General features: G+C 46.2%; 23 protein-coding genes and 1 riboswitch. Of the genes, 12 read left to right on the top strand and 11 right to left on the bottom strand.

What is annotated here, in order from left to right; all coding sequences use genetic code 11:
- Nucleotides 1–37: 37 nt before the first annotated feature.
- Together L2713_RS00885 and L2713_RS00880 are read right to left on the bottom strand one after the other, a co-directional pair.
- Entirely contained in the window at nt 38–250 is a 213-nt protein-coding gene (locus L2713_RS00885) for a SlyX family protein (RefSeq protein WP_011625380.1), read from the bottom strand.
- 9 nt (nt 251–259) lie between these two features.
- On the bottom strand, nt 260–1,210 hold the full coding sequence (locus L2713_RS00880; RefSeq protein WP_248966543.1) for a WD40 repeat domain-containing protein: 951 nt from the start codon (nt 1,208–1,210) through the stop codon (nt 260–262).
- Between the two features lie 154 nt (nt 1,211–1,364).
- Here L2713_RS00880 and fkpA point away from each other — a divergent pair, with 154 nt between their 5' ends.
- From fkpA to katB, 6 genes are all read left to right on the top strand, one after another.
- Nucleotides 1,365–2,135, top strand: a complete 771-nt coding sequence (fkpA, locus tag L2713_RS00875) for an FKBP-type peptidyl-prolyl cis-trans isomerase (protein WP_011716036.1) — start codon at nt 1,365–1,367, stop codon at nt 2,133–2,135.
- A 625-nt stretch (nt 2,136–2,760) separates the two neighbouring features.
- Nucleotides 2,761–5,373: an extracellular exonuclease ExeM gene (exeM, locus tag L2713_RS00870; protein ID WP_248966542.1), complete on the top strand. Its 2,613-nt coding sequence runs from the start codon at nt 2,761–2,763 to the stop codon at nt 5,371–5,373.
- A 128-nt stretch (nt 5,374–5,501) separates the two neighbouring features.
- Nucleotides 5,502–5,957, top strand: a complete 456-nt coding sequence (locus L2713_RS00865; protein WP_248966541.1) for a hypothetical protein — start codon at nt 5,502–5,504, stop codon at nt 5,955–5,957.
- Between the two features lie 110 nt (nt 5,958–6,067).
- Nucleotides 6,068–6,505: a PaaI family thioesterase gene (locus L2713_RS00860; protein WP_248966540.1), complete on the top strand. Its 438-nt coding sequence runs from the start codon at nt 6,068–6,070 to the stop codon at nt 6,503–6,505.
- A 53-nt stretch (nt 6,506–6,558) separates the two neighbouring features.
- Entirely contained in the window at nt 6,559–6,804 is a 246-nt protein-coding gene (locus L2713_RS00855; protein WP_248966539.1) for a hypothetical protein, read from the top strand.
- A 345-nt stretch (nt 6,805–7,149) separates the two neighbouring features.
- Nucleotides 7,150–8,610 carry a catalase KatB gene (gene katB / locus L2713_RS00850; RefSeq protein ID WP_011623773.1) on the top strand — a complete coding sequence of 487 codons (1,461 nt, stop codon included), beginning with the start codon at nt 7,150–7,152 and terminating at the stop codon, nt 8,608–8,610.
- Between the two features lie 70 nt (nt 8,611–8,680).
- Here katB and L2713_RS00845 read toward each other — a convergent pair whose 3' ends face one another.
- Nucleotides 8,681–9,238 carry a TMEM165/GDT1 family protein gene (locus L2713_RS00845; RefSeq protein WP_041408851.1) on the bottom strand — a complete coding sequence of 186 codons (558 nt, stop codon included), beginning with the start codon at nt 9,236–9,238 and terminating at the stop codon, nt 8,681–8,683.
- 402 nt (nt 9,239–9,640) lie between these two features.
- Nucleotides 9,641–9,736, top strand: a riboswitch (cyclic di-GMP riboswitch).
- A gap of 125 nt (nt 9,737–9,861) precedes the next feature.
- Between L2713_RS00845 and gbpA the strand changes: the two genes are divergently transcribed.
- From gbpA to L2713_RS20495, 4 genes are all read left to right on the top strand, one after another.
- Nucleotides 9,862–11,337, top strand: a complete 1,476-nt coding sequence (gbpA, locus tag L2713_RS00840; RefSeq protein ID WP_248966538.1) for an N-acetylglucosamine-binding protein GbpA — start codon at nt 9,862–9,864, stop codon at nt 11,335–11,337.
- 561 nt (nt 11,338–11,898) lie between these two features.
- Complete coding sequence (locus tag L2713_RS00835) at nt 11,899–13,074, top strand: aromatic amino acid transport family protein (protein ID WP_011625389.1); 1,176 nt, start codon at nt 11,899–11,901, stop codon at nt 13,072–13,074.
- Between the two features lie 238 nt (nt 13,075–13,312).
- Nucleotides 13,313–15,469, top strand: a complete 2,157-nt coding sequence (locus tag L2713_RS00830) for a S46 family peptidase (RefSeq protein ID WP_011623769.1) — start codon at nt 13,313–13,315, stop codon at nt 15,467–15,469.
- Nucleotides 15,470–15,625: 156 nt separating this feature from the next.
- A complete protein-coding gene (locus L2713_RS20495; protein WP_283105156.1) occupies nt 15,626–15,760 on the top strand; it encodes a hypothetical protein in 135 nt (44 codons plus the stop codon).
- Between the two features lie 209 nt (nt 15,761–15,969).
- Here L2713_RS20495 and L2713_RS00825 read toward each other — a convergent pair whose 3' ends face one another.
- From L2713_RS00825 to L2713_RS00800, 5 genes are all read right to left on the bottom strand, one after another.
- Nucleotides 15,970–16,599 carry a hypothetical protein gene (locus L2713_RS00825; protein ID WP_248966537.1) on the bottom strand — a complete coding sequence of 210 codons (630 nt, stop codon included), beginning with the start codon at nt 16,597–16,599 and terminating at the stop codon, nt 15,970–15,972.
- 80 nt (nt 16,600–16,679) lie between these two features.
- Nucleotides 16,680–17,159 carry a DUF6650 family protein gene (locus L2713_RS00820; protein WP_248966536.1) on the bottom strand — a complete coding sequence of 160 codons (480 nt, stop codon included), beginning with the start codon at nt 17,157–17,159 and terminating at the stop codon, nt 16,680–16,682.
- A 114-nt stretch (nt 17,160–17,273) separates the two neighbouring features.
- Nucleotides 17,274–17,561: a hypothetical protein gene (locus L2713_RS00815; RefSeq protein WP_248966535.1), complete on the bottom strand. Its 288-nt coding sequence runs from the start codon at nt 17,559–17,561 to the stop codon at nt 17,274–17,276.
- Between the two features lie 134 nt (nt 17,562–17,695).
- Nucleotides 17,696–18,136 carry a hypothetical protein gene (locus L2713_RS00805; protein ID WP_248966534.1) on the bottom strand — a complete coding sequence of 147 codons (441 nt, stop codon included), beginning with the start codon at nt 18,134–18,136 and terminating at the stop codon, nt 17,696–17,698.
- 380 nt (nt 18,137–18,516) lie between these two features.
- Nucleotides 18,517–18,726: a hypothetical protein gene (locus L2713_RS00800; RefSeq protein ID WP_041408708.1), complete on the bottom strand. Its 210-nt coding sequence runs from the start codon at nt 18,724–18,726 to the stop codon at nt 18,517–18,519.
- A 428-nt stretch (nt 18,727–19,154) separates the two neighbouring features.
- Here L2713_RS00800 and L2713_RS00795 point away from each other — a divergent pair, with 428 nt between their 5' ends.
- Nucleotides 19,155–20,612, top strand: a complete 1,458-nt coding sequence (locus L2713_RS00795; protein ID WP_248966533.1) for an OmpA family protein — start codon at nt 19,155–19,157, stop codon at nt 20,610–20,612.
- Between the two features lie 162 nt (nt 20,613–20,774).
- Here the strand turns inward: L2713_RS00795 and L2713_RS00790 are convergent, their stop codons facing one another.
- The 3 genes from L2713_RS00790 to L2713_RS00780 all read right to left on the bottom strand — a co-directional run bounded on the left by L2713_RS00790 (nt 20,775) and on the right by L2713_RS00780 (nt 23,712).
- Nucleotides 20,775–21,485: a 23S rRNA pseudouridine(2604) synthase RluF gene (locus tag L2713_RS00790; protein WP_248966532.1), complete on the bottom strand. Its 711-nt coding sequence runs from the start codon at nt 21,483–21,485 to the stop codon at nt 20,775–20,777.
- A gap of 11 nt (nt 21,486–21,496) precedes the next feature.
- The gene (locus L2713_RS00785) at nt 21,497–22,189 is read right to left on the bottom strand and encodes a hypothetical protein (RefSeq protein WP_248966531.1); all 693 of its coding nucleotides are present in this window, start codon (nt 22,187–22,189) and stop codon (nt 21,497–21,499) included.
- A 185-nt stretch (nt 22,190–22,374) separates the two neighbouring features.
- A complete protein-coding gene (locus tag L2713_RS00780) occupies nt 22,375–23,712 on the bottom strand; it encodes a Na+/H+ antiporter NhaC family protein (protein WP_248966530.1) in 1,338 nt (445 codons plus the stop codon).
- 548 nt (nt 23,713–24,260) lie between these two features.
- On the opposite strand from L2713_RS00780, the gene L2713_RS00775 reads away from it, so the two are divergent.
- Nucleotides 24,261–25,169: a DUF6662 family protein gene (locus L2713_RS00775; protein ID WP_248966529.1), complete on the top strand. Its 909-nt coding sequence runs from the start codon at nt 24,261–24,263 to the stop codon at nt 25,167–25,169.
- The last annotated feature ends 53 nt before the right edge of the window (nt 25,170–25,222 follow it).

Below are 25,222 nucleotides of genomic sequence, written 5' to 3'. Positions count from 1 at the left end.
ATTGTGTCGTTAACGGATGGGCTAATCCGCTATCACATTAGTAATGGGGTGGCGGCGTTTCTTCGGCTTGGGTCGCAATATTGCTGGGTTCCATCGCTTTTAATTTGCCAATCAATAACTGAATTTGATGTTGCTGATGGGCAATGAGCTGGTTCAGCTTAATGACCTCTTGGTTTAACTCTTCGACCGTGAGCTCTTGAAAAGCCATTTTCATTTGCAGCTCTTCAATCTGTTCTTGTACGCCTTGCATGACTAACCTCTACTCCTGCCAAGTCTCGACTAAGCCTTGGCTACTGATACTAACCACTTTATTGGTATCTCGAATTGCCACAGAGTATACAACGGCTCCTCGGTTTTGGCTGTTTTTAGTCAGCGCAATTTGCCACTTAGCAATAGGTTTACCCGTTTGGCGTTGCCAGAGTATGACTTCGCGCGCGGGCGTGCCTGTGAGCAGCTGGCTGTCTTGCTGGGCGAAACGCACCGTAGAGAAGGTCATTTGCCGGCGTTTAATCTCTAATTGATTTAACAGCTTACCATTGGTGTTATCCCAAATCTTCGCCTCATTGGTACTGCCATTGGTAAAGCTTAATGTGCCACTGTCGTTGAGTGCCACCTTAGTCACCCGACTACCTATATCCCAAGTGTGGATTGGCTGCCCCGTTTGCGCTTGCCACAGGATAGCCTGCATGTCGTTAGAGCCTGAGAGGGCAATGCGCCCATCGGCGGAAAGCGCGACGGTATTGACCCTTTCCTTATGGCCTAAAAATTTAATCAATGCCGTTTTGGCCGCATTGAGTGACATCACACTGCCATCGTTTAAGCCTATGAGCAGGGCGCCATTATTCGCCACGGCAACACTCTCACCCGAGGCGGGCAGCGACCACCATCCTCGGGATTTGCCGTCGGCTATTGTCCATAGGGCAACTGAATCGCGGCTTAACGATGCGGCGAACTCACCGTTAGGGGAAATGGCGGTGGCCGTGACGCCGGTATTCAGATCGCCATGCACCCATTGGTACTTGAGGCTGTGGGTGGTTAAGTCCCAACATTGCACCCCTTGGCTTTGGGTGGCGACAATGGCGATATTGCCGTCGCTAGAGAGGCTCGCGCTATATGAGGGTTCCTGTGAAATGACTCGAATATCATCGGCTTTGGGCTGACATGCCGCTAAAAAAAGTGTGCAAAATACCAGCAGTAGGGTTTTCTTCATGAACTTGCTCCTAAAGTTGGTGTCTCTAGTCCGGTAGAGTGAGATTAATCACAGTTAACACATAACAGAATCTAGTTGGTATAACCCAGATAACTAGTATACAGTTGTCGCGCTTAGGTTATTGTAACCGCTTGAGGATGCTGAGGAAGCTTTAATGAAATCGATTTATAAATTATCGTTAGTTGCATTGGCTGTTATTGGCCTATCTGCTTGTAATCAAGAAGAAAAAGCAACAAACGCAAGCACAAATGTTGAATTAACGACTGAAGCACAAAAAGAAGCCTACAGTGTTGGCGCTTCAATCGGTCGTTATATGTCTGGCCATATCAAAGAGCAAGAAGAATTAGGCCTGCCAGTTGACCGTGCGCTGATCGTAACTGGTTTTACTAACGGTCTGAATGATCAACTGAAATTAACTGAAGAAGAAATGCAAACCATTCTTCAAGGTTTAGACAAAAAGTTAAACGACAAACGTACAGAACAAGCTAAAGCCATTGCTGCGAAAAACATCGAGGATGGTAAAAAATTCCTCGAGGAAAACAAAGCTAAGCCTGGCGTAGTGACCACTGAATCGGGTCTGCAATACGAAGTGTTAACACCAGGTTCTGGTGACAAGCCAGCGGCTGAAGACACTGTAGAAGTGGATTACGTAGGTACACTGCTTGACGGTACTGAGTTTGATAGCTCATACAAGCGTGGTCAAACGGCTAAGTTCCCATTAAACCGCGTTATTCCAGGCTGGACCGAAGGCGTACAGTTAATGCCTGTCGGTGCTAAGTACAAGTTTGTTATCCCTGCAAACTTAGCTTATGGCGACCGCGATACTGGTACTATTCCGCCAAACTCAACCCTGATTTTTGAAGTTGAACTGAAATCAATTGAGAAAGCACAAGCGGCTCCTGCTGCTGAGCCTGCTAAAAAGTAATTTACCGTGATAACGGCTTAACTCGGGTTAACTCGTTCACTCATAAAATACCGCCTACACAGGGCGGTATTTTTTTGCACTCGAAATGACTAAGCAGTGCTGCGACCGATACAAATAAAACCATGGGGGAGCTTGTTTAGCCGTTTTACACCATTTCGCAAACGGCCTACCACTAGGCTTTTTAAATCGAGCGAGCGTTTAAAAGATGGATAAGGAGTATTCTTTTGGTAACGAATAATATTTCAAAATAATGATCGAATAATTAAGTTTTAAATAAATTGCGATGATTTAAATTATCGAAAACGCTTATATTATTCAGAATGATGCACTTAAAAATGTCATCAAAATATCACATTTATTTTTTGATTGTTATTTGTTCGATTTCACTCTGGTATATCACTGTGATGTCTTTATCTTACTTATTGTTTTCTTACTGCTTAATACTTTTGTGTTATATCACTGTTCTGAATACAAGACAGTTGAGTTCGTAAAATTTCATTTTCATCAATATCTTATGCGTGCATAGTGAGATCTCCCCCTCTTTTTTTAGCTATTCAACTCTGGAATAATCCGCCCGCACGTTAATAAAAATTAGCGGCGATATTATAATAATGGGGTTGATAATATGGATAATGTTAATAAATTAACGGCTATATCTTTAGCTGTGGCTGCAGCTTTGCCAATGATGGCAAGCGCTGATGTGATGATCACAGAATATGTTGAAGGTAGCTCAAACAACAAAGCTATCGAGTTATATAACAGCGGTGATACGGCAATTGATTTGGCGGGTTATAAACTCGTTCGTTATAAAGATGGCGCCACTGATGCCTTGGATATGCAGGTATTAGATGGACAAAGTATTGCGCCAAAATCGACAAAAGTCATTTTAAACTCAAGTGCAGTCATTACCCTTCCTCAAGGTGTCGACAGTTTTTCGGGTTCTTTAAGTTTTAACGGTGGCGATGCGGTTGCCTTAGTTAAAGATGGCGCCGTGGTCGATATTATCGGTGACGTGCCAACGCCGACTGGTTGGGGGCTCGATGTCACCCTTAAGCGTAAACTCGACGCATTAGTCGCCAACACTGTCTTTAATCCTGCCCAGTGGGAACAATTACCTAAGGACACTTTCACAGGTTTAGGTTCGTTAGATACACCAACTGAACCTGAAACGCCAGTATTTAGCTGCAGCGGCGCTAAAATCGTTCCGATTTATCAAGTCCAAGGCGCGGGTGAATCTAGCCCTTATGTGCCTGAAGGCGCATTCGAGTCAGAAAGCGAAGTGACGGTTCGCGGTGTGGTAACTGCCCGTGGCGAGAGCTTATTCAAAGGTTTCTATCTCCAAGAAGTGAAGGGCGATAACTCGCCATACACTTCCGACGGCGTGTTCGTGTTTTTAGGTGAGAATCCACCAGAAGCGATTCAACCCGGCGTTGAAGTCTGCGTCCAAGGTAAGGTGAAGGAATACTTCGGCTTAACCCAAATCGATATCAAAACCGATAAGAAATTCGAAGTCGGTGCTAAGGGCGAAGTCCCAGCAGCAGCGCCATTCTATGTGGCCGATGGCGAAACTTTAGCGCAGGCATTAGAGCGCTACGAAGGCATGAACGTGAAACTGGATGCTGGTAGCGATCTGAAGATCAGCCGCACCTTCAGCTACGATTATGCTGGCCGTCGCAATAACATGCTGGTGTCTTACAAGGCGCCATTGATGAAGCCAACTCAGCTTTATCCAGCATTGTCAGCAGAAGCGACTGCTTTAGTTAAATCTAACCGTGAAAATCAGTTGTTTATCGAATCTGACTACAAGCCAGCCGATGGTGTTATTCCTTACTTCCCTGACTTTAACGTCGAAACCGGTTATATCCGTGTGGGTGATCAGCTGACCAATCTCGAAGGTGTGATTGGTTACAGCTACGGTGCCTACCGTTTAGTGGCGACCAACACTATCACCGCTGGTGACTTTATCCGCGGTGATGACAGAACCGACGCGCCAAGTGTCGCCACTAAGGGCGATATCCGTGTCGCTAGCTTTAACGTGCTGAACTTCTTTAACGATGTTGTTGGTGGCGATACAAACCCATCGGGCAGTAACCGCGGCGCCTTGACCGAAGAAGAAATGTTGCTGCAACGCGCGAAAATCGTCAGCGCCATTACCGCCATGAACGCCGATATCGTCGGTTTAATGGAAATCGCTAACAACGGTTTTGGTGAAAAGAGCGCGATTAAGAACTTAGTCGATGCCTTAAACGAGAAGCAAACCGCTGAAAATGCTTACAGCTTCGTTGAAATCACCGATGAAGATAAATACGACGGTAAGTACTTCGGTAGCGATGCCATTACTGTGGGTATGCTTTACCGCGCGGGTAAAGTGAGCCTTGCGGGTGCGGCTCGTGCGATTGATACCCCAGAGCAACACGCGACCGCTGGCAGTGTGACTCGTATTAAAGATGGCAAGACTGAGACTAACCCAGGTAACGATGCTTACCAGCGCCACAGCTTAGCGCAAACCTTTAAGATCCATGATCAGAACTTAACAGTTGTTGTTAACCATCTGAAATCTAAAGGTTCAGGCTGTTTAGAAGATTGGGCCAACTTCGAAGAGTCAGTCGATCCGGCAGATCAACAGGGCAAGTGTAATGCCTTCCGCGTATCGGCTGCTAAAGTGCTCGGCGAAGCCTTAAAAGACGTTAAAGGCGATCTGCTGGTGATTGGTGATATGAATGCCTACGGCATGGAAGATCCTATCCGCGTATTGACCGATTACGATGCGAGCAAGTCTGAGCGCGATATCATGACCGCCTCATGGACCACCTTAGATGGCAAAGTGTTTGAGCGCCAAGGTAGCAAGATTGAGAAGGGCTATGGCCTCATCAACCTCAATACTCAGGCCCACGGCGCTGGTACTTACTCATACAGCTACAACGGTGAGTTAGGTAACCTAGACCATGCTTTAGCAAACACCAGTCTTGCCAAGCGTTTAGTGGATATCGAAGATTGGCATATCAACTCAGTGGAATCTAACCTGTTCGAATACGGCAAAAAATTCTCTGGTGAACTGGCTAAATCTGAGAATGCTTTCTCAGCGTCTGACCACGATCCGGTTATTGTCGCACTTAGCTACCCAGCGCCGGTTGAGCCACCAAAACCTGAGCCAAAACCAAAGGATGATGGTGGTGCGTTAGGATACTTAGGTCTAGCCTTGCTATCCCTATTTGGCCTACAACGCCGTCGCCGTTAATCGAGTGATTGCACGCTCACAACTGAGTTTGTGAGCTAAACTCAGAGCTAAGGGATGGTTTTACCATCCCTTTTTTATGGCACTGTTGTTGTGGGACTTTATGTACCTTGATGACAAGGAGAGCGGACATGGCAGCGATTGGCTCCGACCATGCAATCGGCGTGGCAAAAGCGCCACTGTGGTTTTATTTTGTCGCATTCATCAGTTTGTTATGGAACATCATGGGCTTATTGGCATTTGTTATTCAAATGACCATGACACCAGAGGCCATGGCGCAAATGAGCCCAGATCAAATAAAGCTCTATGAATCGACACCCGCCTGGCTCGACTGTGTGTTTGGGTTTGCGGTGGTTTCTGGCGTTATAGGTTGTCTGTTGTTACTCATTAAAAAAGCCTTTTCTTATAAAGTGTTGCTCGCATCTCTTGTCGCCGTATTGGTGCAAATGGGCTATGTATTTGGTATTCAGCAGGCGGCTGCGGTATTGGGTAGCGATGCCCTTATCATGCCGAGCGTGGTGATCCTGTGGGGAATGTTCTTAGTCTGGTTTAGTCGTTTTGCTGTCACAAAGCATTGGTTAACTTAGGCGTAGTGACTCCTTGCCATTATCTGGCTGTTATTAGCCAATGCTTATGTGTTGAACTTCAGTCACTTCTTAGTAAACTGCTAGCTGGTTTTCTTTACTAGGATGTTGAAATGAGTATTTGGTTTAGACCTGTCACCTTAGAGGATTGTGCCCGATTAGATGCTGGTATGGGGGGCAAAGGCACCCTGATGCAGACCCTAGGGATCGAGATCAGCGAGATTGGCGATGATTATATGAAGGCAACTATGCCTGCCACGCCCGCCATACATAACCCCTTAGGCATTGTCCATGGTGGCGCGAACGTGGCGCTGGCCGAAACTGTGGCCAGCTATGCTGCAAACTTTGCGGTAGATTTCGAGCAATATTATTGTGTTGGACAAGAGATTAACGCCAACCATTTACGCGCTTCGCGTAATGGCGTACTGACCGCGACGGCTAAAGCGGTTCATTTGGGGAAACGCAGTTCGGTGTGGGAAATCTTAATCCATAATAGTGCAGGGGAGTTGACCTGTATTTCACGGATGACGGCGGCGGTAGTACAACGCTAAGAAGGCTCAACCAACCTGTTTTAGTTGTATCAATCGATAAATAAGGACGTGATATGGATAGTGCAATGATGTGGGAATGGGTTGGTTATTTGGCGTCTGTGGTGGTAGCCATCTCTTTGATGATGTCTAACATCAAAAAGTTACGCTGGTGGAACTTGTTGGGGTCGGCATTGTTCGTTGCCTATGGGGTTGCGATACAAGCTTATCCGGTGGCGGCGGTTAACTTTTTTATCGTGTTAATCGATGCCTATTACTTGGTCGTTATCTATCGCGAGCAGGCGGCTTCTGTCAATGAGTAATATGTAACACTTTGAATCAATTGAAGTATTTTTAAGTTTGTCTTAAGCTCGAGTTCTCATTTTTGCCAGGTCGGTTTGCGTTGCGGCTGGCATACTCTTTATTCTGTTGCTGGCTATTTCATCACATACGGGGAGTGAACTTTACTCCCTGAATGATCTAAGCACTCTTCGTTAATCTGAAATGTAGATTGTTTGAATCTATATTAATCGTTTTATTGAAATCGTATCTTTGCCTATTCTAACTCCATCGACAACACGTCGCCCTGCCAAGGAGATAAGCCATGGCCACCATTTACGATTTAATTGAATCTTGGGTTAACACCAATCAAGAATGAGGAGCAAGATATGAGTCAACAGTATTTAACAAGCCAAAGCGGTTCTCCAATTGCTGACGATCAAAACTCATTGTCAGCGGGTGAGCGTGGTCCCTTACTACTGCAAGATTGGCATTTAATTGAAAAACTTGCCCACTTTAACCGTGAGCGTATTCCTGAGCGTGTTGTGCATGCGAAAGGGACTGGCGTATACGGTACTTTCACCCTGACCAAAGACTTAAGCGAATACACCATCGCCGACCACTTTAACGGTGTGGGTAAGCAAACTGAGACCTTCGTACGTTTCTCTACCGTGGGCGGTGAAATGGGTTCTGCCGATGCCGAGCGCGATCCCCGTGGTTTTGGTCTGCGCTTCTATACTGCTCGTGGTAATCACGATATCGTGGGTAACAACACGCCGACTTTCTTCCTGCGTGATGGGATTAAGTTCCCAGACTTTATCCATACCCAAAAGCGTAACCCATTGACGAATTTGAAAGATCCACAAGCTATGTGGGACTTCTGGTCATTAAACCCTGAAGCCATGCATCAAGTGACGATTCTGATGTCTGACCGTGGTATTCCGGCAAACTACCGCCAAATGCATGGTTATGGTTCGCATACTTTCTCGTTCTGGAATGCTAAAGGTGAGCGTTTCTGGGTGAAGTTCCACTTCAAATCGCAGCAAGGCGTGGTGAACTTAACCAATGAGCAAGCCGATAAGTTAAAGGGTATCGACCCTGACTCATCCCAGCGCGATATGGTGGTAGCTGTGACCGACGGTAACTTCCCTCGTTGGACGGTGAACGTACAGATTATGCCTGAGGCCGATGCCAACACTTACCATATCAACCCATTCGATTTAACTAAGGTGTGGCCACATGGCGATTACCCGTTAATTGAAATTGGTGTGTTAGAGCTGAATCGTTTACCGCAAAACTACTTTGCCGAAGTCGAGCAAGTGGCATTAGCACCGAGCAACTTAGTGCCTGGTGTGGGCGCATCGCCCGACAAGATGTTGCAGGCGCGTTTATTCGCCTATGCCGATGCGCAGCGTTACCGAATTGGGGCGAACTACAACCAGTTACCGGTAAACTGCCCACATGCGACTAAAGCCAACCATCACCAACGTGCGGGTGCCATGGCGGGAACACAATGCCCGTACCACGGTAGTCAAACCGGTGGCGATGCCGCGGCTAACTATGGTCCAAACAGCACTGCGGGTGCTTTAGTTGAACCGGCAAACTTTGCCGAGCCACCACTGCGTTTAGATGGCGAAGCGGCGCGTTACAGCCGTTACAATCAGGATGATTACACTCAGGCGGGTAATTTGTATCGCATCTTCAGCGAAGCCGAGAAAGCACGCTTAGTGGAAACGATTTCTGGCTCACTGCGTCAGGCAAGTGTAGAGGTACAGCAACGTATGCTGGCACATTTCCACAAAGCCGATGCCGATTACGGTCAACGTATCCAAACTGCTCTCGGGTTATAAGTTAATTCGTTAGCCCAATAAAAAAGGCCAGTGTTATCACTGGCCTTTTTGTTTATCTTCATTTTATCAATCAGTTAACCATTAAGGTTGCTACGCCGAGCAGGGCAAACAAAATTGCGCAGCCTCTGTGGATCCACTTCATTGGTAATTTTTCGGCACTAAAATGTCCCGCAATAACCACTGGGACGTTCGCTAGCAACATACCCAAAGTAGTACCTGCAACCACCATGGCTAAGGCATCGTATTTAGCGGCTAAAACGACAGTTGCGATCTGAGTCTTGTCGCCCATTTCGGCGATAAAGAACAGAATAAAGGTCGCAACAAAGGGTCCCATCTTATAGAAACGGCTCTCTTCGGCGTCCACTTTATCGGGGATCAGTACCCAGAGTGCAATCGCAAAGAAGGAGGCGGCAACCAAGTAGCGTGCTACATCTGGGCTCACCCAGTTAATCGCCCATTGTCCAAGCCAGGCGGCGGCAAAATGGTTAAACAGGGTTGAGAGTAAAATCCCCAAGATAATCGCAGTTTTATTTTTAAATCTTGCAGCGAGTAATAGGGCAAGCAGTTGGGTCTTATCGCCAATCTCGGCGATGGCAACCGTAAAGGTTGAGGCGAGTAACGCTTCCAAGTGTGATCCTTTTAGGGGTGGTTTTTGACATAAGCACAATAGACCGTCCACCCCTAGGTGCGGTTACTGTGCTCAGGTCTTGCAGGACAAATCGATGATTTGCTGTGAACACCATGGCATGCGGCCAAGTATGTTGATGTTCACCCTGAATATCGATGGCTCGAAATCCAGTTAGCTACTCCCCCGAAGCGAGGTGGGCATTATACCCAAGTGAAATAGGGTTTCAAGATTAAACTCATCGAGTCAGAGGGCAAATAATCTGACAGGCGCCAATAAAATACCGCTTATCGTTTTGTAACATGTTGAATTGTAATAATTTAAATTTTGACAACGCTGTCTTTTGTTGTTAGGTTAGCCGGGTCTCAATGTTTAAGTTACATACTGTTAACTTCAATGGAGATCCACCGTATTTGGCAAACTAATTGAAAAATTAGGACGCAAAGCCTCCGGTCTAAGGTTGTAAAGGGATGTTGAAACTAAGATAGCGGGGTTGCCTCAGAATTGAGCTGATGCTTTCAATTCTTTGAAAAATAAACGGCTTTGCTTAATGCTGTTTTGCCTAAATACCACTTTTATACCTATGCCAATCTCGTCGAGAAAGGCACCCTACGGAGTACAATAAAGTGGCACATCTAACTACTTTTACATCAATCACAAATGCTAACCGTAAACACCCACAACTGGCTCGTTTAAGCCTAATTGCCTTGGCCTTAAGCGCTACGAGTGCGCTAGTTAGCCAAACGGCGTCGGCCCACGGTTATGTGGTTTCACCAGAATCACGCTCGTACGCCTGTAAAACTGGCAGCAATTTAAATTGCGGCGCCGTTCAGTGGGAACCGCAAAGTGTTGAAGGCCCTTCAGGTTTTCCTGAGTCAGGCCCTGCCGACGGTAAAATTGCCAGTGCAGCCAACGCGGCGTTTTCTCCCTTGGATGAACAGAGCCCAAGTCGTTGGTCTAAGCATGACATTAAGTCGGGTTGGAATGACTTTAGCTGGCAGTTCACCGCTAACCACGTGACCCGCAATTGGCGTTATTATTTAACTCGCCAAGGGTGGGATCAAAACCAAGCGTTGAGCCGCGCAAGCTTTGACTTAGCTCCCTTCTGTGTGGTCGATGGAGGCATGGTTCAGCCGCCTAAGTTAGTGACACATAACTGTTATGTACCTGAAGACAGAAGCGGTTATCACGTGATTTTGGCCGTGTGGGAAGTCGGTGATACCACGAACAGTTTCTATAATGCCATCGATGTGAACTTTAGCTCAGATGTTGTGGTGCCGGGCGAGTGGACCGATATTGGCGATATCAATCCGTCACTCGATCTTAAGGCGGGTGATAAGGTGATGACGCGGGTGTTTGATGCTAATGGCGAGCAAACTGCCAAGCAAACTCAGATAACCATTGCCGACACTACTCAAGGCGCCAAGCAAAACTGGCCATTCCTGTTAGCCAGTGCCATTAATGCCCAGCAACCACAACTTAGGGCGGGGCAGAAGAATGCCTCTGGGGTGATTTCGCCCGTTTACGGTAAAAATGAGATTTATGCCGCGCCTAATTCGGGCCTAGAGCGAGTGGAAGTGAGCTTTGATATTGCGCCTGCGCCGGGCAATCAGCTCGATGTCACGTCACTGGCCGATGATTACACTATTGTCGATGGTGCCGCAAAGGTCAGTTTCGATGTCAGCACTAATGCGGATATGCAGGTCTCAGCTTATCTGTTTAGCCACGATGGCACGGCTGCAGGATATGTCACACAAGCGGTCAATAATACCAGCGCGAGTCTAGTGCTTGATGTCGTCGCGCCTAAGGCTGGCCATTATCACTTACAAGTGAAGGGCGAGCCTAAGCAAGGTGAGGTCATCCAGCAAAACTTCGATCTGTTCTTAAAAGATCAAGCCACAGCGCCGAATGCTGATTTTGTCTTCCCCGAGGGCATTAAAAACTATGTGGCTGGTACTAAAGTGCTGCAACCTAAAACTGGCAAGGTCTATCAATGTAAACCTTGGCCTTACAGTGGTTATTGCATGCAATGGTCGCCAACTGCAACTGGGTTTGAACCGGGTGTCGGCGGCTCTTGGAATATGGCTTGGACTGAGCTGTAATCGGTTAACTGGGGAATAAGGGGATTGTGAGTCGCGTTAATCCGCTTTAGCGCAATCCCGTATCCCCGTGAGCGAATAGCTAAACTCATTGATAAACCCTGCAATGCCACAGGTGTTGCAGGGTTTATTGTTTTGATAACAGTTCCGCCTCGATTTTTTATCTTTTACTCACATTTCCCCTTCGGATAGCCAAAGCGGCGTCATCTTTGTCTATAACTGGCTTGCCCGCTGGGGTTGGCTCTGTTAATGTCCAGAGCTATCTTCTTTTACGCGCGATGTCGCTGCTTTGCTAAGGCAATCACGGTTGAAATTAATGTCACTTTTCTGCAAACGATTTAGTTAGCCTCAATGGCGACTGGGTTGAAATATTCAAAAGCTATTGGGGCCAATTGATCTGCTCTTTGAGATCGGATTGGATGCTTTAAGTTTAGTGACGCTTTTCGTTTGAGATTGCTGTTGGCTTAATCACAGAGTGCGCAAGGCTTTATCCTTCAAATCTACTCAAAAAACCTTAAAAAATAATAATTAATACTTGAACAGGATAATTGTGTGAATTCAAAAATGTTAGGCTCGATAGCCATTGTCGCGGGGACCGCCATTGGCGCGGGAATGTTAGCCTTACCCTTAGCCACGGCCGCCTTAGGCATGGTGCCAGCCATTTTGTTAATGGTGGTGATTTGGGGCTTGTCAGCCTATACCTCATTGTTAATGCTTGAGATTAACCTGCGCTCAGGCGTCGGTGATAACGTCCACGCCATCACGGGCAAACTCCTCGGCAAGAAAGGCCAAATGGTGCAAGGCGCCTCTTTTCTCAGCTTACTCTTTGCCTTAACGGCGGCGTATTTGACGGGCGGTTCATCGCTGTTAGTGCTTAAAGCCAAAAATATGTTCGACCTAGTGTTAGATAACCAACTCGCGGTCGTGCTGTTTACCTTAGTGCTGGGTGGATTTGCGGCCTTAGGCGTGGCTTGGGTCGATAAAGCCTCGCGCTTCTTGTTTTCGCTGATGATTTTATTACTGATTGTGGTCGTGCTGTTTTTATTACCCGAAGTCAGTATCTCGAGTATGGCAACCAGTGCAGTGGCCGAGTCCATGACCAGCAGTTGGATGGCGGCTATTCCAGTGGTGTTTACTTCTTTTGGTTTCCACGTGTGTATCGCGACCTTAGTGCGTTATTTGGATGGCGATGCTGTGTCGCTGCGCAAGGTATTATTAATCGGTTCAACCATTCCACTCGCGTGTTATATCTTCTGGTTATTGGTGACCTTAGGCACAGTGGGTGGCACCGAAATCAGCAGCTTTAATGGCTCTTTACCTGCGCTTATCAGTGCATTACAAGAGATTGCCCACACGCCTTGGATCAGCAAATGTATTTCGCTGTTTGCGGATTTAGCCTTAATCACCTCTTTCCTCGGGGTAACCTTAAGCCTGTATGATTTTGTGGCCGAACTGACCCGCGCGAAGAAGACCTTCCTTGGCCGCGCCCAAACCTGGTTGTTAACCTTTGTGCCGCCGCTGTTGTGCGCGCTCTATGTCCCCGAAGGTTTTGTTGCGGTATTAGGCTTTGCAGCCGTGCCGCTGGTGGTGATGATTATCTTCCTGCCGATCGTGATGGCACTGCGTCAGCGCCAAGCCACGCCGCAGGGATACCAAGTATCTGGCGGCACATTTGCCCTCGGGATTGCGGGTTTGCTCGGCGCGGTGATTATCGGCGCTCAGTTATTTGTCGCGCTGTAAGTTAAAGCCGTTTAGCGTACTGAAACGGCAGAGTTAAACCGATAAATATGATGAATGTATTTGCTTTGTAAGCGAATTTTTCTAACTCTGTTATAGAGTGCGTGCGATATGCTAAAGTCAGGCCCAGTGCCTGACTTTTTGCTTTTTAGCGTTAACCAAAGCGGCATGTAATCCCAATAAATATAAGAAATGGCCTCGCAAGCGCTCGGCTTTCTTCACCTAAAACGGACTTAAGATAATGAAAAAATGGCTACTCTCAGTTGCCGTGGCGGCGAGTTTTGCCTCCCATGCCGATGAAGGTATGTGGCAGCCACACCAATTGCCCGCAATGGCCGATGAACTCAAAGCGAAAGGCTTAGAGATTGATGCTAAATCGATTTCCAAACTGACCGAATTCCCCATGAATGCCGTGATCAGCCTAGGTGGCTGTACGGCATCTTTTGTTTCGCCAAAAGGCTTAGTGGTGACAAACCATCACTGCGCCTATGGTTCGATTCAATATAACTCGACTGCAGAGAAAAACCTGTTGCAGGACGGTTTCTTAGCTAAAACCTTTGCCGATGAATTACCCGCAGCGCCAGGTTCTCGCGTTTATGTCACCGAAGAGGTGACCAATGTGACTGAGCGCGTCAACGCTGGGCTTGAAAACAAAGCGGGCCGTGAGTTTTATCAAGGCGTTGAGAATCAAGAAAAAGCACTCGTTGCCGAGTGTGAAAAGGATGAAGGCTACCGCTGCCAAGTGTATAGCTTCCACGGCGGCTTAGAATATTATCTGGTAAAACAGTTAGAAATCCGCGACGTACGTTTAGTCTATAACCCAGCGGGCAGCGTTGGTAAATACGGCGGCGATGTCGATAACTGGATGTGGCCACGCCACACGGGCGACTTTTCCTTCTACCGCGCCTATGTGTCTAAAACCGGTAAACCTGCCGAATTTAGCGCCGACAACGTGCCGTACGAGCCAAAGAGTTTCTTAAAAGTCTCGGCCAAAGGTGTGAGTGAAGGGGATTTTGTGATGGTGGCGGGTTATCCCGGCCGCACTAACAGATACCGCACCGCGAACGAAGTGCAAAATCAGTTCGAATGGGCTTACCCAGAAGGCAAGATGCTGCGCGAACGTTTTATTGAAATCATCAAAGAAACGGCGCCAGAAGGCAGCGACGAGCGCATTAAGTACGAAAGCCAAATCGCTGGCTTAGCGAACTACGCTAAAAACTTCACCTCGATGATCGAGTTTTATGGCAAATCCACCATGTTAGCCGACCGCAAGGCCCGTGAAGCCGAGCTTGCCGCATGGATTGCCAAAGACAGCAGCCGCGAAGCCAAATACGGTAAAACCTTAAGCGAGTTAGACGCGCTGATCGCCAAAAGCAAAGCCCACCAAGAACGGGATATGATTTTAAGCTACATTGGCAACACCACTATGGTGCCAACGGCGACCAATCTGTACCGTTTAGCCCATGAAAAGCAATTGCCTGATATGCAGCGCGAACCTGGCTTCCAAGACCGCGATATGACACGTTTTAAGGCGAGCATGGAACGTATCGATCGCCGTTATGCGCCAAGTGTCGATAAGGCCGTTCTCTTGGATATGCTTAAACGTTATGCTGCGTTACCCGAGGCGCAGCGCTTACCAGCAATGGATAAAGCCTTTGGTATCGATAAAAAGGTTAACGAAGCTAAACTTGCGAAAACCTTAGACAAAATGTACGCCAAAACCGAGCTGGGCAACAAAGATGTGCGTTTAGCTTGGATGGAAAAATCCGTCGATGACTTCAAAGCCTCTAAGGATCCTTTTATTCAATTCGCCGTGGCCATGTATGACACCAACATGAGCGAAGAGAAGAAAGAGAAAGAGTTAGATGGCGAGCTGATGAAAGTACGTCCGCAATATATGGACGCCATCATCGCCTATAACCGTGAGCAAGGTAAGCCAGTGTACGCCGATGCGAACTCTAGCCTGCGCGTGACCGTTGGCCATGTTAAAGGTTATGAACCTAAAGATGGCTTAGTGGCTAAGCCCTTTACTCGCCTAGAAGGCATAGTGCAAAAAGACACTGGCGTTGACCCATTCGATGCGCCGAAAAAGCAGTTAGAGCTTATCAAGCAGAAGCAATACGGTGATTTCTATGTGAAAGCCATCGATTCTGTACCAGTAAATTTCCTGTCGACCTTAGACACAACGGGCGGTAACTCTGGTTCTCCAACCTTAAACGGCCGCGCCGAATTAGTGGGTTTGCTGTTCGATGGTGTGTATGAAAGCATCATCGGTGACTGGGCGTACGACGACAATATCAACCGCTCAATCCAAGTCGATAGCCGTTATATGCTGTGGGTAATGAAGTATTTAGATAATGCCGACAACCTGTTAGCCGAGATGGAAATCGTTAAGTAATCCATCGCCGCATCGCACAAGATGCGGCGAATATGATTGCAAAGCCGCTTATGGTCATATGATTTACGTGATAAATAGGTAGCAATCGCAAGACAATAAAAAAGCGATAAGCCAATGCGGTTTATCGCTTTTTTGTATGTAATGACTTGCCGATAATTGTTGAAAACCGTATTGCTAGGCGAGCCATGGTATTCGCTCACCGACACGCAGCAAGTCCATCCGTGGATGCTCGACCGCCTCGTCCTTGAGGCGGACGGTCGTCTCGCCAATCACCATGACTCACCCTTTTAGCATCGGTGTAGCTTGCAGGTTTTAAAGAAACACACTGCATGCTCTGGGACAATTCCAAGTTAAAGCATTAACTCTAACTCGTCAGTTTCGTATAAAAATTTCTATGGATTAACGCCTCAAACACCGGCTTAGTGAAGATGGCGGCTTTTTTGCGCAAGCGCAAAGGTGACAGCTTTACCAAGTCCGCGTGCTTAGACTTGTTAGGAGCTTTACCAGCAATCACTTTGCATACCATTTTTGTAGCCCTGATAATCTGAAATTGCACCTGCTGCCCCCTCCAAAATAATAGACATTGCTCCAACTACTTCAGCTAGGTTGCGCAAATTCACCCTTGGAACATCTAATTTTAATGAATTGTTACCGTCGAAATCTTTTGGATATCTGAAGGTTGTAGAGCGGGGATCAACTTCTTCAAATTGTGCAATTAATGAATCCATTGCCTTCAAATCCTCACCTTCTTCATTTGGCCAAAGTTCATCTAGTATGCTCCGCACTTTTGGCCACAATTTCGATAGCTGATGTTCTGACTTTTGCTTATGCTCTCGATCTAACAGTCTATTTCCATCATGGAGCAATGATTTAAGTCTAATTTCAACATAATGCCGATACAAAAAAACAATCGGGAAAATAAGGGAATCAGCACTTCCTTTTCGGTTGGCAATTGAATCCACGAGTGAGTCAGCGGCTTTTTTATACCCGACGATATACAGTTCGGTTGGATCGTTATACCAGTTCAAACATGCACTCATCCACCAATCTTCCGCCTCAACAAATAGTTTGTCACCCAAACTAGGACTTCTTATTTTTCCGTTCAAGAGGTCATCAATTTCCTTCGACACAACAGCCTCCTAACGCCTAAAGCATAGGCTCGCGTTAGCGCATCCAGCCCGCAGGGCGATGCTGCCTTTACTTGCTATGTTCACTTAGACTTCGGCTTAAAGTTCATATCTAAAATAATTGGTGAAAGTCGAGATCCTGAAAGATCAATATTGAAGGCCGCGCTAAACAACACCAAAGCCTTTGAAAACTTACTCCGCACTTCTTGGATGCTTTTGTACATCCTCATAGAGTGCTTAGAGTCAGCCTGATCTAAGTTGTGAAGTACCATCAATTCCTCACTCATTTTTAGGACTAAATGAAGAAGAATAAGCGAGGTGTACTCATCATTAAGCCGAACCCTTACCTGTTCAGTTTCTTGCTTAATTGCTTCAATACTCTTAACTACCGCTGGTAGAACCTCTTGATTAAAAGGAGCGATCAATACCTGCTTTCCTTCTAGGAACTTAATATAAGATTCAATATCGGACTTATTGGCTTTGGACTTGAAAACTAAGTCCTTCAACGTTACCCCTGATATTGTCGAGGCAGTAGCGATGCCGGCAATTATTTCTGCGATCATGATTGGTTCTCTGTTCTAAACATAACGACAGGTTATGGGGCGTAAACAGCTTGACTAAAATTAGCGACGAAGGAGCGCAAGCCAAGCGTTTTACGTCCATTTTTAAGGCGCTTGTTATGATTCATTTTCCACTGATACTGTTTTAAAGCTTATTGCTGAATCAATGGGTAGATCATTTAGCAGGATTTCTAATTCATGGTAAGAGCCATTAACGTTCAAAGTAAGCTTTAATTCCATCGCACTTTTCCAGCTGCCAAACTCTGAAGCATCTTTTGAAAACTGTGATAAGGCATCATCACTTAATTTAAGGATGCCGCTCATAGGAATATTATTTGCCATTTTTATATTTGACACTACGACGTTATACATAAAGCCTGATTTTAAATTGATCGTTCCATTCATCGGTTAACTCCATAATTTTTATTGCAGCATAACGCCATGTTAAGGTGTGAGCAACGCAATACCGAAGCTCCCGCAAACCACCTTAAATACTAAAACCAACACATAGTGAAAATGCCAAGCGTGGCAAATCCCTCTTAAACAGTTTGTTGTGAGCGCAGCCCAAGTTCTGCACGAGCCGCTATAACAAACAACTCTCGAAAGTCTGCATATACCTTGTTTGTATCTTTAGCTGACTCTAATGAATACATGTTTATTAAGATTTCAAACATATCAACTGCTTTCTTGTATACTACGTCACTAGATACCAATTGAACTTGCGACAATAAGCCTGCAACTTTTTGTAGCCTAACGTTAGCATCTGACTTATCAGTTAGGGCTTGTAAAGCAGCAGAATTTGACTCTGACAAAAATTGTGAATACAACTGCCGCCTTTCTCTTGCGAACTCCGACGACAATTGATGAACCATTTCCTTATTCTTGATGGATGCGCTGGCAAAATACGAAGCGCAGCTACCAGCAAAAACACCAAATAGCGCAATTGATGCAGATATTATCGGAGTAATCTCATATTCCATATTTTCCCTCTATTTCATAACTAGCATAACGCAACGGCGCGGTTTTCCGTGTCCGTTGCCTTGGCTTGTTTTGTGAGCCACAGATTACGTAGGAAGTACGCATGATGAGCTATTTGACTTCCTTATATCTGAACTATTCCAACATGAGAATGTTTGTTCCTCACTTGAAGCTGGCTGGCGGAGGCTGCGTGCAAGCTCGTATCACCAGCAACGCTAATGCTTCCTGCGCGACTAAACTGATAAGCAACATGCTTAATCAACTGGTTACGCAGTAACTTTGTAGTATTACTAAAATTTGGTCAATATTTGTATGTCAGATTTAACCTAGAATCACATGCTAAATAACAATGGGGCAAAAATAGCACAATGATGTAATGACATTACTTTTGAAACCATTTTTCTACTTCGGTGGGGTTCTTCTTTATATACAAATGAATAAAGAACCCACAGATCAAATACAATATGGTTAATATTAAAGCACCACCAAACTGTAGATTTTCAAATGCTCCCTGCGAATATATGGTTGCAGTTGCAACAACACAGAATGCTATAAAAATCGACCAAAATGCAGTTTTCTGATTTTTGCTCATCGTTCTATCCATGATTTCAAATTTTATTCATACGCTGAGCGTTAAGCCCGTCAGACCAGTGAATCACTACTGATGTTGTAGACACTTTCTAGTATTACTAAATTTAGGTCAACAAACCAGTACCAAGCAGTGCTAGTTCAGTCATGTGAAACAAGTTTTGGGGCAATAGCTTTTAGTAGGATGAACTGTGACTGTTGGCGGCATATAAACCTCCTTGTTCAATGCTGAATCAAGTATAGATTGAGGTTATTACCACGCTATTTAAAACAGAATATCTCAGTATTTCCCGTATTTCCTTTTCAATAAAAAGTATTACTTTTATGTCGTTTAATATCTAGGTAAAAAATTTTATCGTATTATCCCGTCATTATTTTTATCTATTTAATTGCTTCGCGAGAGCTAGATTCCCCCACAGAAAAGGATTTTTTATGGGACATAAGACGTTATTGAGTGCTGTACTTTTGACTGCGACCTGCGGTGTCGCTACTTTTGCGGTGAATGCTGAATCGCTGTTTACTCCCTTTCCTGACGCCAAATCGCCTGAAGAAAAGCGTATCCACTTTACGCCCTTTGAACTTATTACCGCAGTGAATGGTGGCAAGTTCACTCTGTTGCCTGTATCGGGTAAATTGACTCGACAAAGCGTTGAGTTGCCCGAGGGGTATAGTCCTGAACATGTAATCAATAACTATTTGGCACAGCTTAAAAAACTGAATGCTGAAGTGTTATTTAGCTGTCAGGCCGCCAGCTGCGGTGATGGTCAAGCGATGCAAACTCAGCTAAAGCCGCTTAAGAGCGTGAATGCTGACTATCACAGTGCTTACGTGGCGGCAAAACTGAAAGGTTCTCGCGGTGAGGTTTACGCCAGTATCTATGTCGTCAATCGCGAGGATAGATATACCTATCTGCAGGTCGATATCCTCGATGCTATTCCTGAGCCGCTGGATTTGATCCAAGCCAATAGTGACTTTTTACAGCAGGCGCCGAAGCAAATTGAGATTAAAGATAGGCGTAGTGACGATGCTCAAGGCGCGACCGACCATCCTTTATTGGGGCGCATGCCCGGCAGTTATATTACCAGTTACAAACAAACTAACTTTATCCAAGTGCCTGTATTGGTTGGGATCTCGGGCGCAGATTATCAAACCAAATCGCTGGATGCCAAGCTTACCCAAATAAGTTATCAGATGCCTGAAAGCTATTCGTTGTTTGAAATCAACAGCAATTATGCCGCAGCAGCACAAAAACTGCAGGCTGAGCGGGTGTTCCACTGTAAAGGCACGGCCTGCGGCGACGATGATAACCTGATCAATGCCATCAAATTAATCAAGGACGATAGAGAAGACGAATGGCAGGAGTATCAGCTGTTTAAGCTGAGTCACGCCAAGGGCGATGTTTACTTCGATATCTATTCCCAAGGATATTTTGATGGCACACCAGCCGATACTACGCTTAGGGTAATGGAACTCTCTACTCTGAAGGATGATCGTGTGGCGATTAACCTCGATGCCATGACCGATGCGATTAGCCAAACAGGCAAGGCAACATTAGAGGGATTGTTGTTTGATTATGATAGTGAGCGTTTGTTACCTGAGTCCAAGCCAGTTCTCGAGGTCCTCGCGAGTTATCTTAAGCAGAATCCGACGTTGAGTTTTTATGTGGTCGGACATACCGATGACAAGGGCGAGCGGAGTTACAATCAAAGCCTGTCGGAGCGCCGCGCCGCAGCAGTGATTAAGCAGTTGAGTGACGGGTTTAAAATTCCGTCGGCCCAATTAACCGCCCACGGTAACGGGGAATACAGCCCTGTGGCCAGTAACACAAATGATGCTGGACAAAAGTTGAATCGCAGAGTGGAGTTAGTGCTTCGTTCCGATAAAAAGTAGCTCAACGCATCAGCTTGAAAGGCTATCTTCGTTCCATCAAAAACGCCTGAGTCCTCTCAGGCGTTTTTATCTTCATTGGCGTTTATTGGCAGATATTGTTCGCGCAGGCATTTGTCTCAAATTGAGGCTAGCTGCTTGAGTGTATTCGCCATTTGTCTTCCACTAAATTGTCACAGCGGCTTTAAGCGCTGTAATTTCCTCTGGACTGAGTGGTCGCATGTCGCCTTCGGCTAAGGGGCCTAGCGTTAATGTCATTAACGCGACGCGTTGTAAGTCAATCACCTTATAACCTAAGGCGTTGGACATGCGCCGAATCTGGCGATTTAACCCTTGGGTAAGCACAATTTCAAAACTCACATCACTTAACCGCGTGACTTGGCAGGGGAGTGTGCGCACCTCTTTATATTGCACGCCGCTGGCCATTTGCTCGATAAAGGCATCGTTGAAGGGTCTATCGAGTTGCACATGATAAGTTTTACTGTGAGCAAAACTAGGGTGCATCAGTTTATGGGTGAGTTCGCCATCGTTGGTGAGCAGCAATAAGCCACGGGAATCCTTATCTAATCTGCCAACAGGGTAGAGTCTTGGCGTGGTTGGCAGTAAATGTAGCAAACTGGACTTATCGGCGTCTAACAAACGGCAATCTGTGCCTATGGCTTTATTGAAGATCCAATAGGTAAGCGCTTCGGCGCCCGAAATGGGCTTTTCATCTAAGCAGAGGCTATCAAGACATTGGCCGTCAGCATCGACATGCACGGCATCAGTATGCTTGGCTATCTTGCCATTGAGGCTGATACGTCCGGCCTCAATCAAGCGGCAGGCTTCGCGGCGTGAACTAATGCCGCATTGGGCAAGGTATTTGGCGAGACGCATAAATGACTAAGCTAAAACGGGTGATGGACTTGGGCGCGATAATACAGGATTTTGGATAAACGGCGCATGGCAAATGCAAGGCTTAAGCACCAAATAATATTGAGGTTTGTTTGCAGCCACATATTGGCGGCGACAAAACAGAATTGATTGTCTGTCTCGCAGGGCGGGAAATCTAGCTGACTCCAGTCTAGCTGTAAGCTCAGGCAAACGGCACTGATAAAGCTGAATAAGCTTAAGTAAAACAAAGGTCTTGGGCAGATCAGTTTAGGCATGATTCCCGCAATAATCACCAAGGCATGCAGGGTTAGCGTGCTTAACAGATAGCTAGTGGAAACCAGTCTGTGCATGGTTAAAAAGTTAATCGGAAAAATACCCATCAAAATCACCGAGGTGCCAACCCAGGCGCCGGTGAGCGCAATATATTGGCTAAAGCTGTCGAGCTTAAGTAAGTAGAGCCCAGCCATAGAGAGCAGCATACAAATCCCTGCGGCTAATAATCCGAGGTTAAACACATAGGCGAGGGGCGAGTTGATATAGTCACCAAGAAAATCGGCACGCATAAACAGGGCTGCAGTGCCGACGACTTGATATTCGGCGTAGAGCGCGATGATAACCCCTGTGGCACTTAGCAGCGCCGCGCCCACAATCAACCAAGTGATCAGGCGGTGTAAGTCGTAAAAGCTGGGTTCATGCTGCGGATTCATATTGTTATGGATGCATTTTGGGGTGAATGACTATGGCGTAAATTAAGGTTAATACCGCGCAAATAACCCGCTGTAACTTGCCTGAATCCGAAACTGATGGCAAGTCTTGAGCTAATTTGAACCTTAGGCTGATAAAAACAAAGGGAGCGAATGGCTCCCTTGGTGTTTTCGACAGTCGAATAAGATTAGTGGCGCTTACGGAAAATCACAATCGCAACCGCGACAGCCGCTAGGATCATGCAGTACCAAGCGTGGGAGACGGCCGCCAGCGGTGTGATGCTAAAGGTTGAAGCGATCAGCAGTGCTTGGGCGCCATAGGGAATTAACCCTTGGATAATACAGGCAAAAATATCGAGTACACTGGCTGCGCGCTTAGGGCTAACACCGTGTTTTTCTGCCAGTTCTTTAGCAATATCACCCGTCACAACGATAGACACTGTGTTGTTAGCAACGCAGCTGTTGGTGACGGCCACAATCCCTGCCATGCCTAATTCAGCCGCGCGGCATGAGGCTTCGCCTTGAGCTTTTGAGAAACGGGTGATGAGCTTTTCAATCTGCTTGCTTACAAAGGCTAAACCCCCTTGTTGCTGCATCAGCGCGGCTAAACCACCGACTAGCATCGACAGGATGAAGATTTCCTGCATATTGCTAAAGCCTGCGTAGATATCCTTACCAAATTGGATAACGCCATAGTCCATGGTCAGGAATCCCGCTGCGCCCGCTAGCAGAATGCCTAAGGTCAAAACGACAAACACGTTTAACCCTGCGACTGCTAATACCAGAATCGTCAGGTAAGGAATCACCTTAATAAAGTCAATTTCTTGAGCGGCTAGATCGGCCTGGCCTTGGCCTGCAATCACAAAGGCGATAAAGGTCAGTAGTGAAGCCGGGATAGCAAAAATCAGGTTCTCACGGAATTTATCTTTCATATCACAGCCTTGAGTACGAGTGGCCGCAATAGTGGTATCCGAAATAATTGAGAGGTTATCGCCAAACAGTGCGCCAGACATCACGGCGCCCGCCATCAGGGCATAATCAATTTGTGCCTGATCGGCAACGCCTAAGGCGATAGGTGCCACGGCGGCGATGGTGCCCATAGAGGTACCCATTGCGGTGGCAATAAAGGCGGCAATCACAAAAAAGCCGGGCAGTAACAGGTTTGAAGGAATAAGTGATAAACCTAAGGCAACAGTCGCATCGACACCGCCTGTGGCTTTCGCTACTGCAGCAAAACCGCCAGCCAGCAAGTAAATCAAACACATAGCAATAATATTGCTGTGGCCAATACCGCCGATAAAGGTGTCAATCGCTTGATTGAGTTTTTGTTTTGATAATACCAAGGCCAGAATAATGGCTGGCAGAATGGCAATCACACTCGGTAATTGATAGAAGGCAAAGTCCACACCTTGGCTTTGGAAATAGACGCCTGCGCCAATAAACAGACTTAGAAAAACGAATAAGGGTAACAGGGCAATAAAGGATGCCGGGCTACTCGGTGCAGTGGTTTGGGCTGATTGACTCAATGTAATTTCTCTTTTACTCGGCGGGTTGTCCGCGTGATCCTTGGCAGTCTAACTCGCTTAAAATCTATGCCGCTTTGGCATCATATCCTAGCAACTTGGTGCCAAGCATATTGGATTGCCATTTTACTGTCAATCTAGACGTCTAGATGTTTTTACTTCCGTTGTGATCTGTTCGTTAAAAAGAGGTTTAAATCGTGGTTTTTACTCGGCTTAGCCCTTATTTATCAGTTGGTTAATTACCGCTATTTTGTTGTCCCCACGCAATGAATGGACCCTGCATTTGTGTGAGTAGGTTGGTCGTGAGCCGATTCAAAGCTGTGGTGAGTATAGTCATTAAGCAGAAATGCGCGATGACCTGAGCAGATTGATTTGCATAGCAAAAAAATATTAATTGAATATTAATTTGTAACATCATGTTTTAAATGGAATATCCTTATTATTTGGTACTTTATCTGATAAAACACTAATGATAATGATTTGCGTTGTTTTTGTTGCTCTACTAGAATCGCCTCCAAATTATGTTAATAACTCTTTGGAGCTTTGTTTAAATGCGCACATCTTCTCGTCATCGCCTGAGTGTCGTCGCTGCCTCTGTGCTAACACTCGGTATCAGCCACACAGCCACTGCGGGTGAAGATTTATTTGGTTATGTCAAAGGCGCTGAGGCTATGCCTAAAGAAGCCATTGAACTCTATCAAAAAGTGACGTTGCGTAACGACAAAGGCCAAGGTACTTACCGTGGCATTAATTACGAAACTGAGCTGGAATACGGTGTGACCGACAAGTTTGCGGTATCGGGTTCAGCTAAGTTTATGTCTTTAGATACCAGCGGTTTAATCATCGATGGTTACCTGCCGAAAGAGAAAAATATTGGTTTTGCCACCTCTGGCGCTGAAGTCGGCTTAAGCTACATGTTTTTAAGTCCTGCCAAGGATGATATTGGTCTGTCTATGACTGCCTCGTTAGACTATGACTGGATTGATGTGCACTCTGGTCAAGACAAAGACACCCTGTCACTCGATTTAGGCTTACAGACTCAAAAGTACATGCTTGAAGGCGAGTTAATTTGGGTTGGTAACTTTGGCATGGAATCGACCTATGCCGACCGTGCGCCAATTGCCAATTTGCCTGAAGACTTTGACTGGTCAACCGACCCTGAGATGGAACTGGAGCTGAAAATGGGCACTGGCCTGAGCTACCGTTTCGCGCCTAACTGGTTTATCAGTGCCGAAGTGTTATTCGAGACCGAATTTGAGACTGAGATTGGTCAAGAGCGTTGGTCATTCTTCGCCGGCCCCTCATTGCACTACGGTAGCGCCGATTGGTGGGCGACCCTCACTTGGTTACCCCAGTTAAGTGGTGGCGGTGAGCAGTACGAAGGTCAAAAGGACACCAGTCTGCATCTGATTGAAAAAACAGAACAAGAAGTCAGATTAAAAGTGGCATTTAACTTCTAATTTATACTTTACTCATAGGCAGGGCAGTGTTGCTCTGCCTGCGGTGAATCAAG

This window comes from Shewanella seohaensis (assembly GCF_023283775.1).
Taxonomy (GTDB): domain Bacteria; phylum Pseudomonadota; class Gammaproteobacteria; order Enterobacterales; family Shewanellaceae; genus Shewanella; species Shewanella seohaensis.
This window is presented reverse-complemented; position numbering and strand designations above follow the sequence as displayed.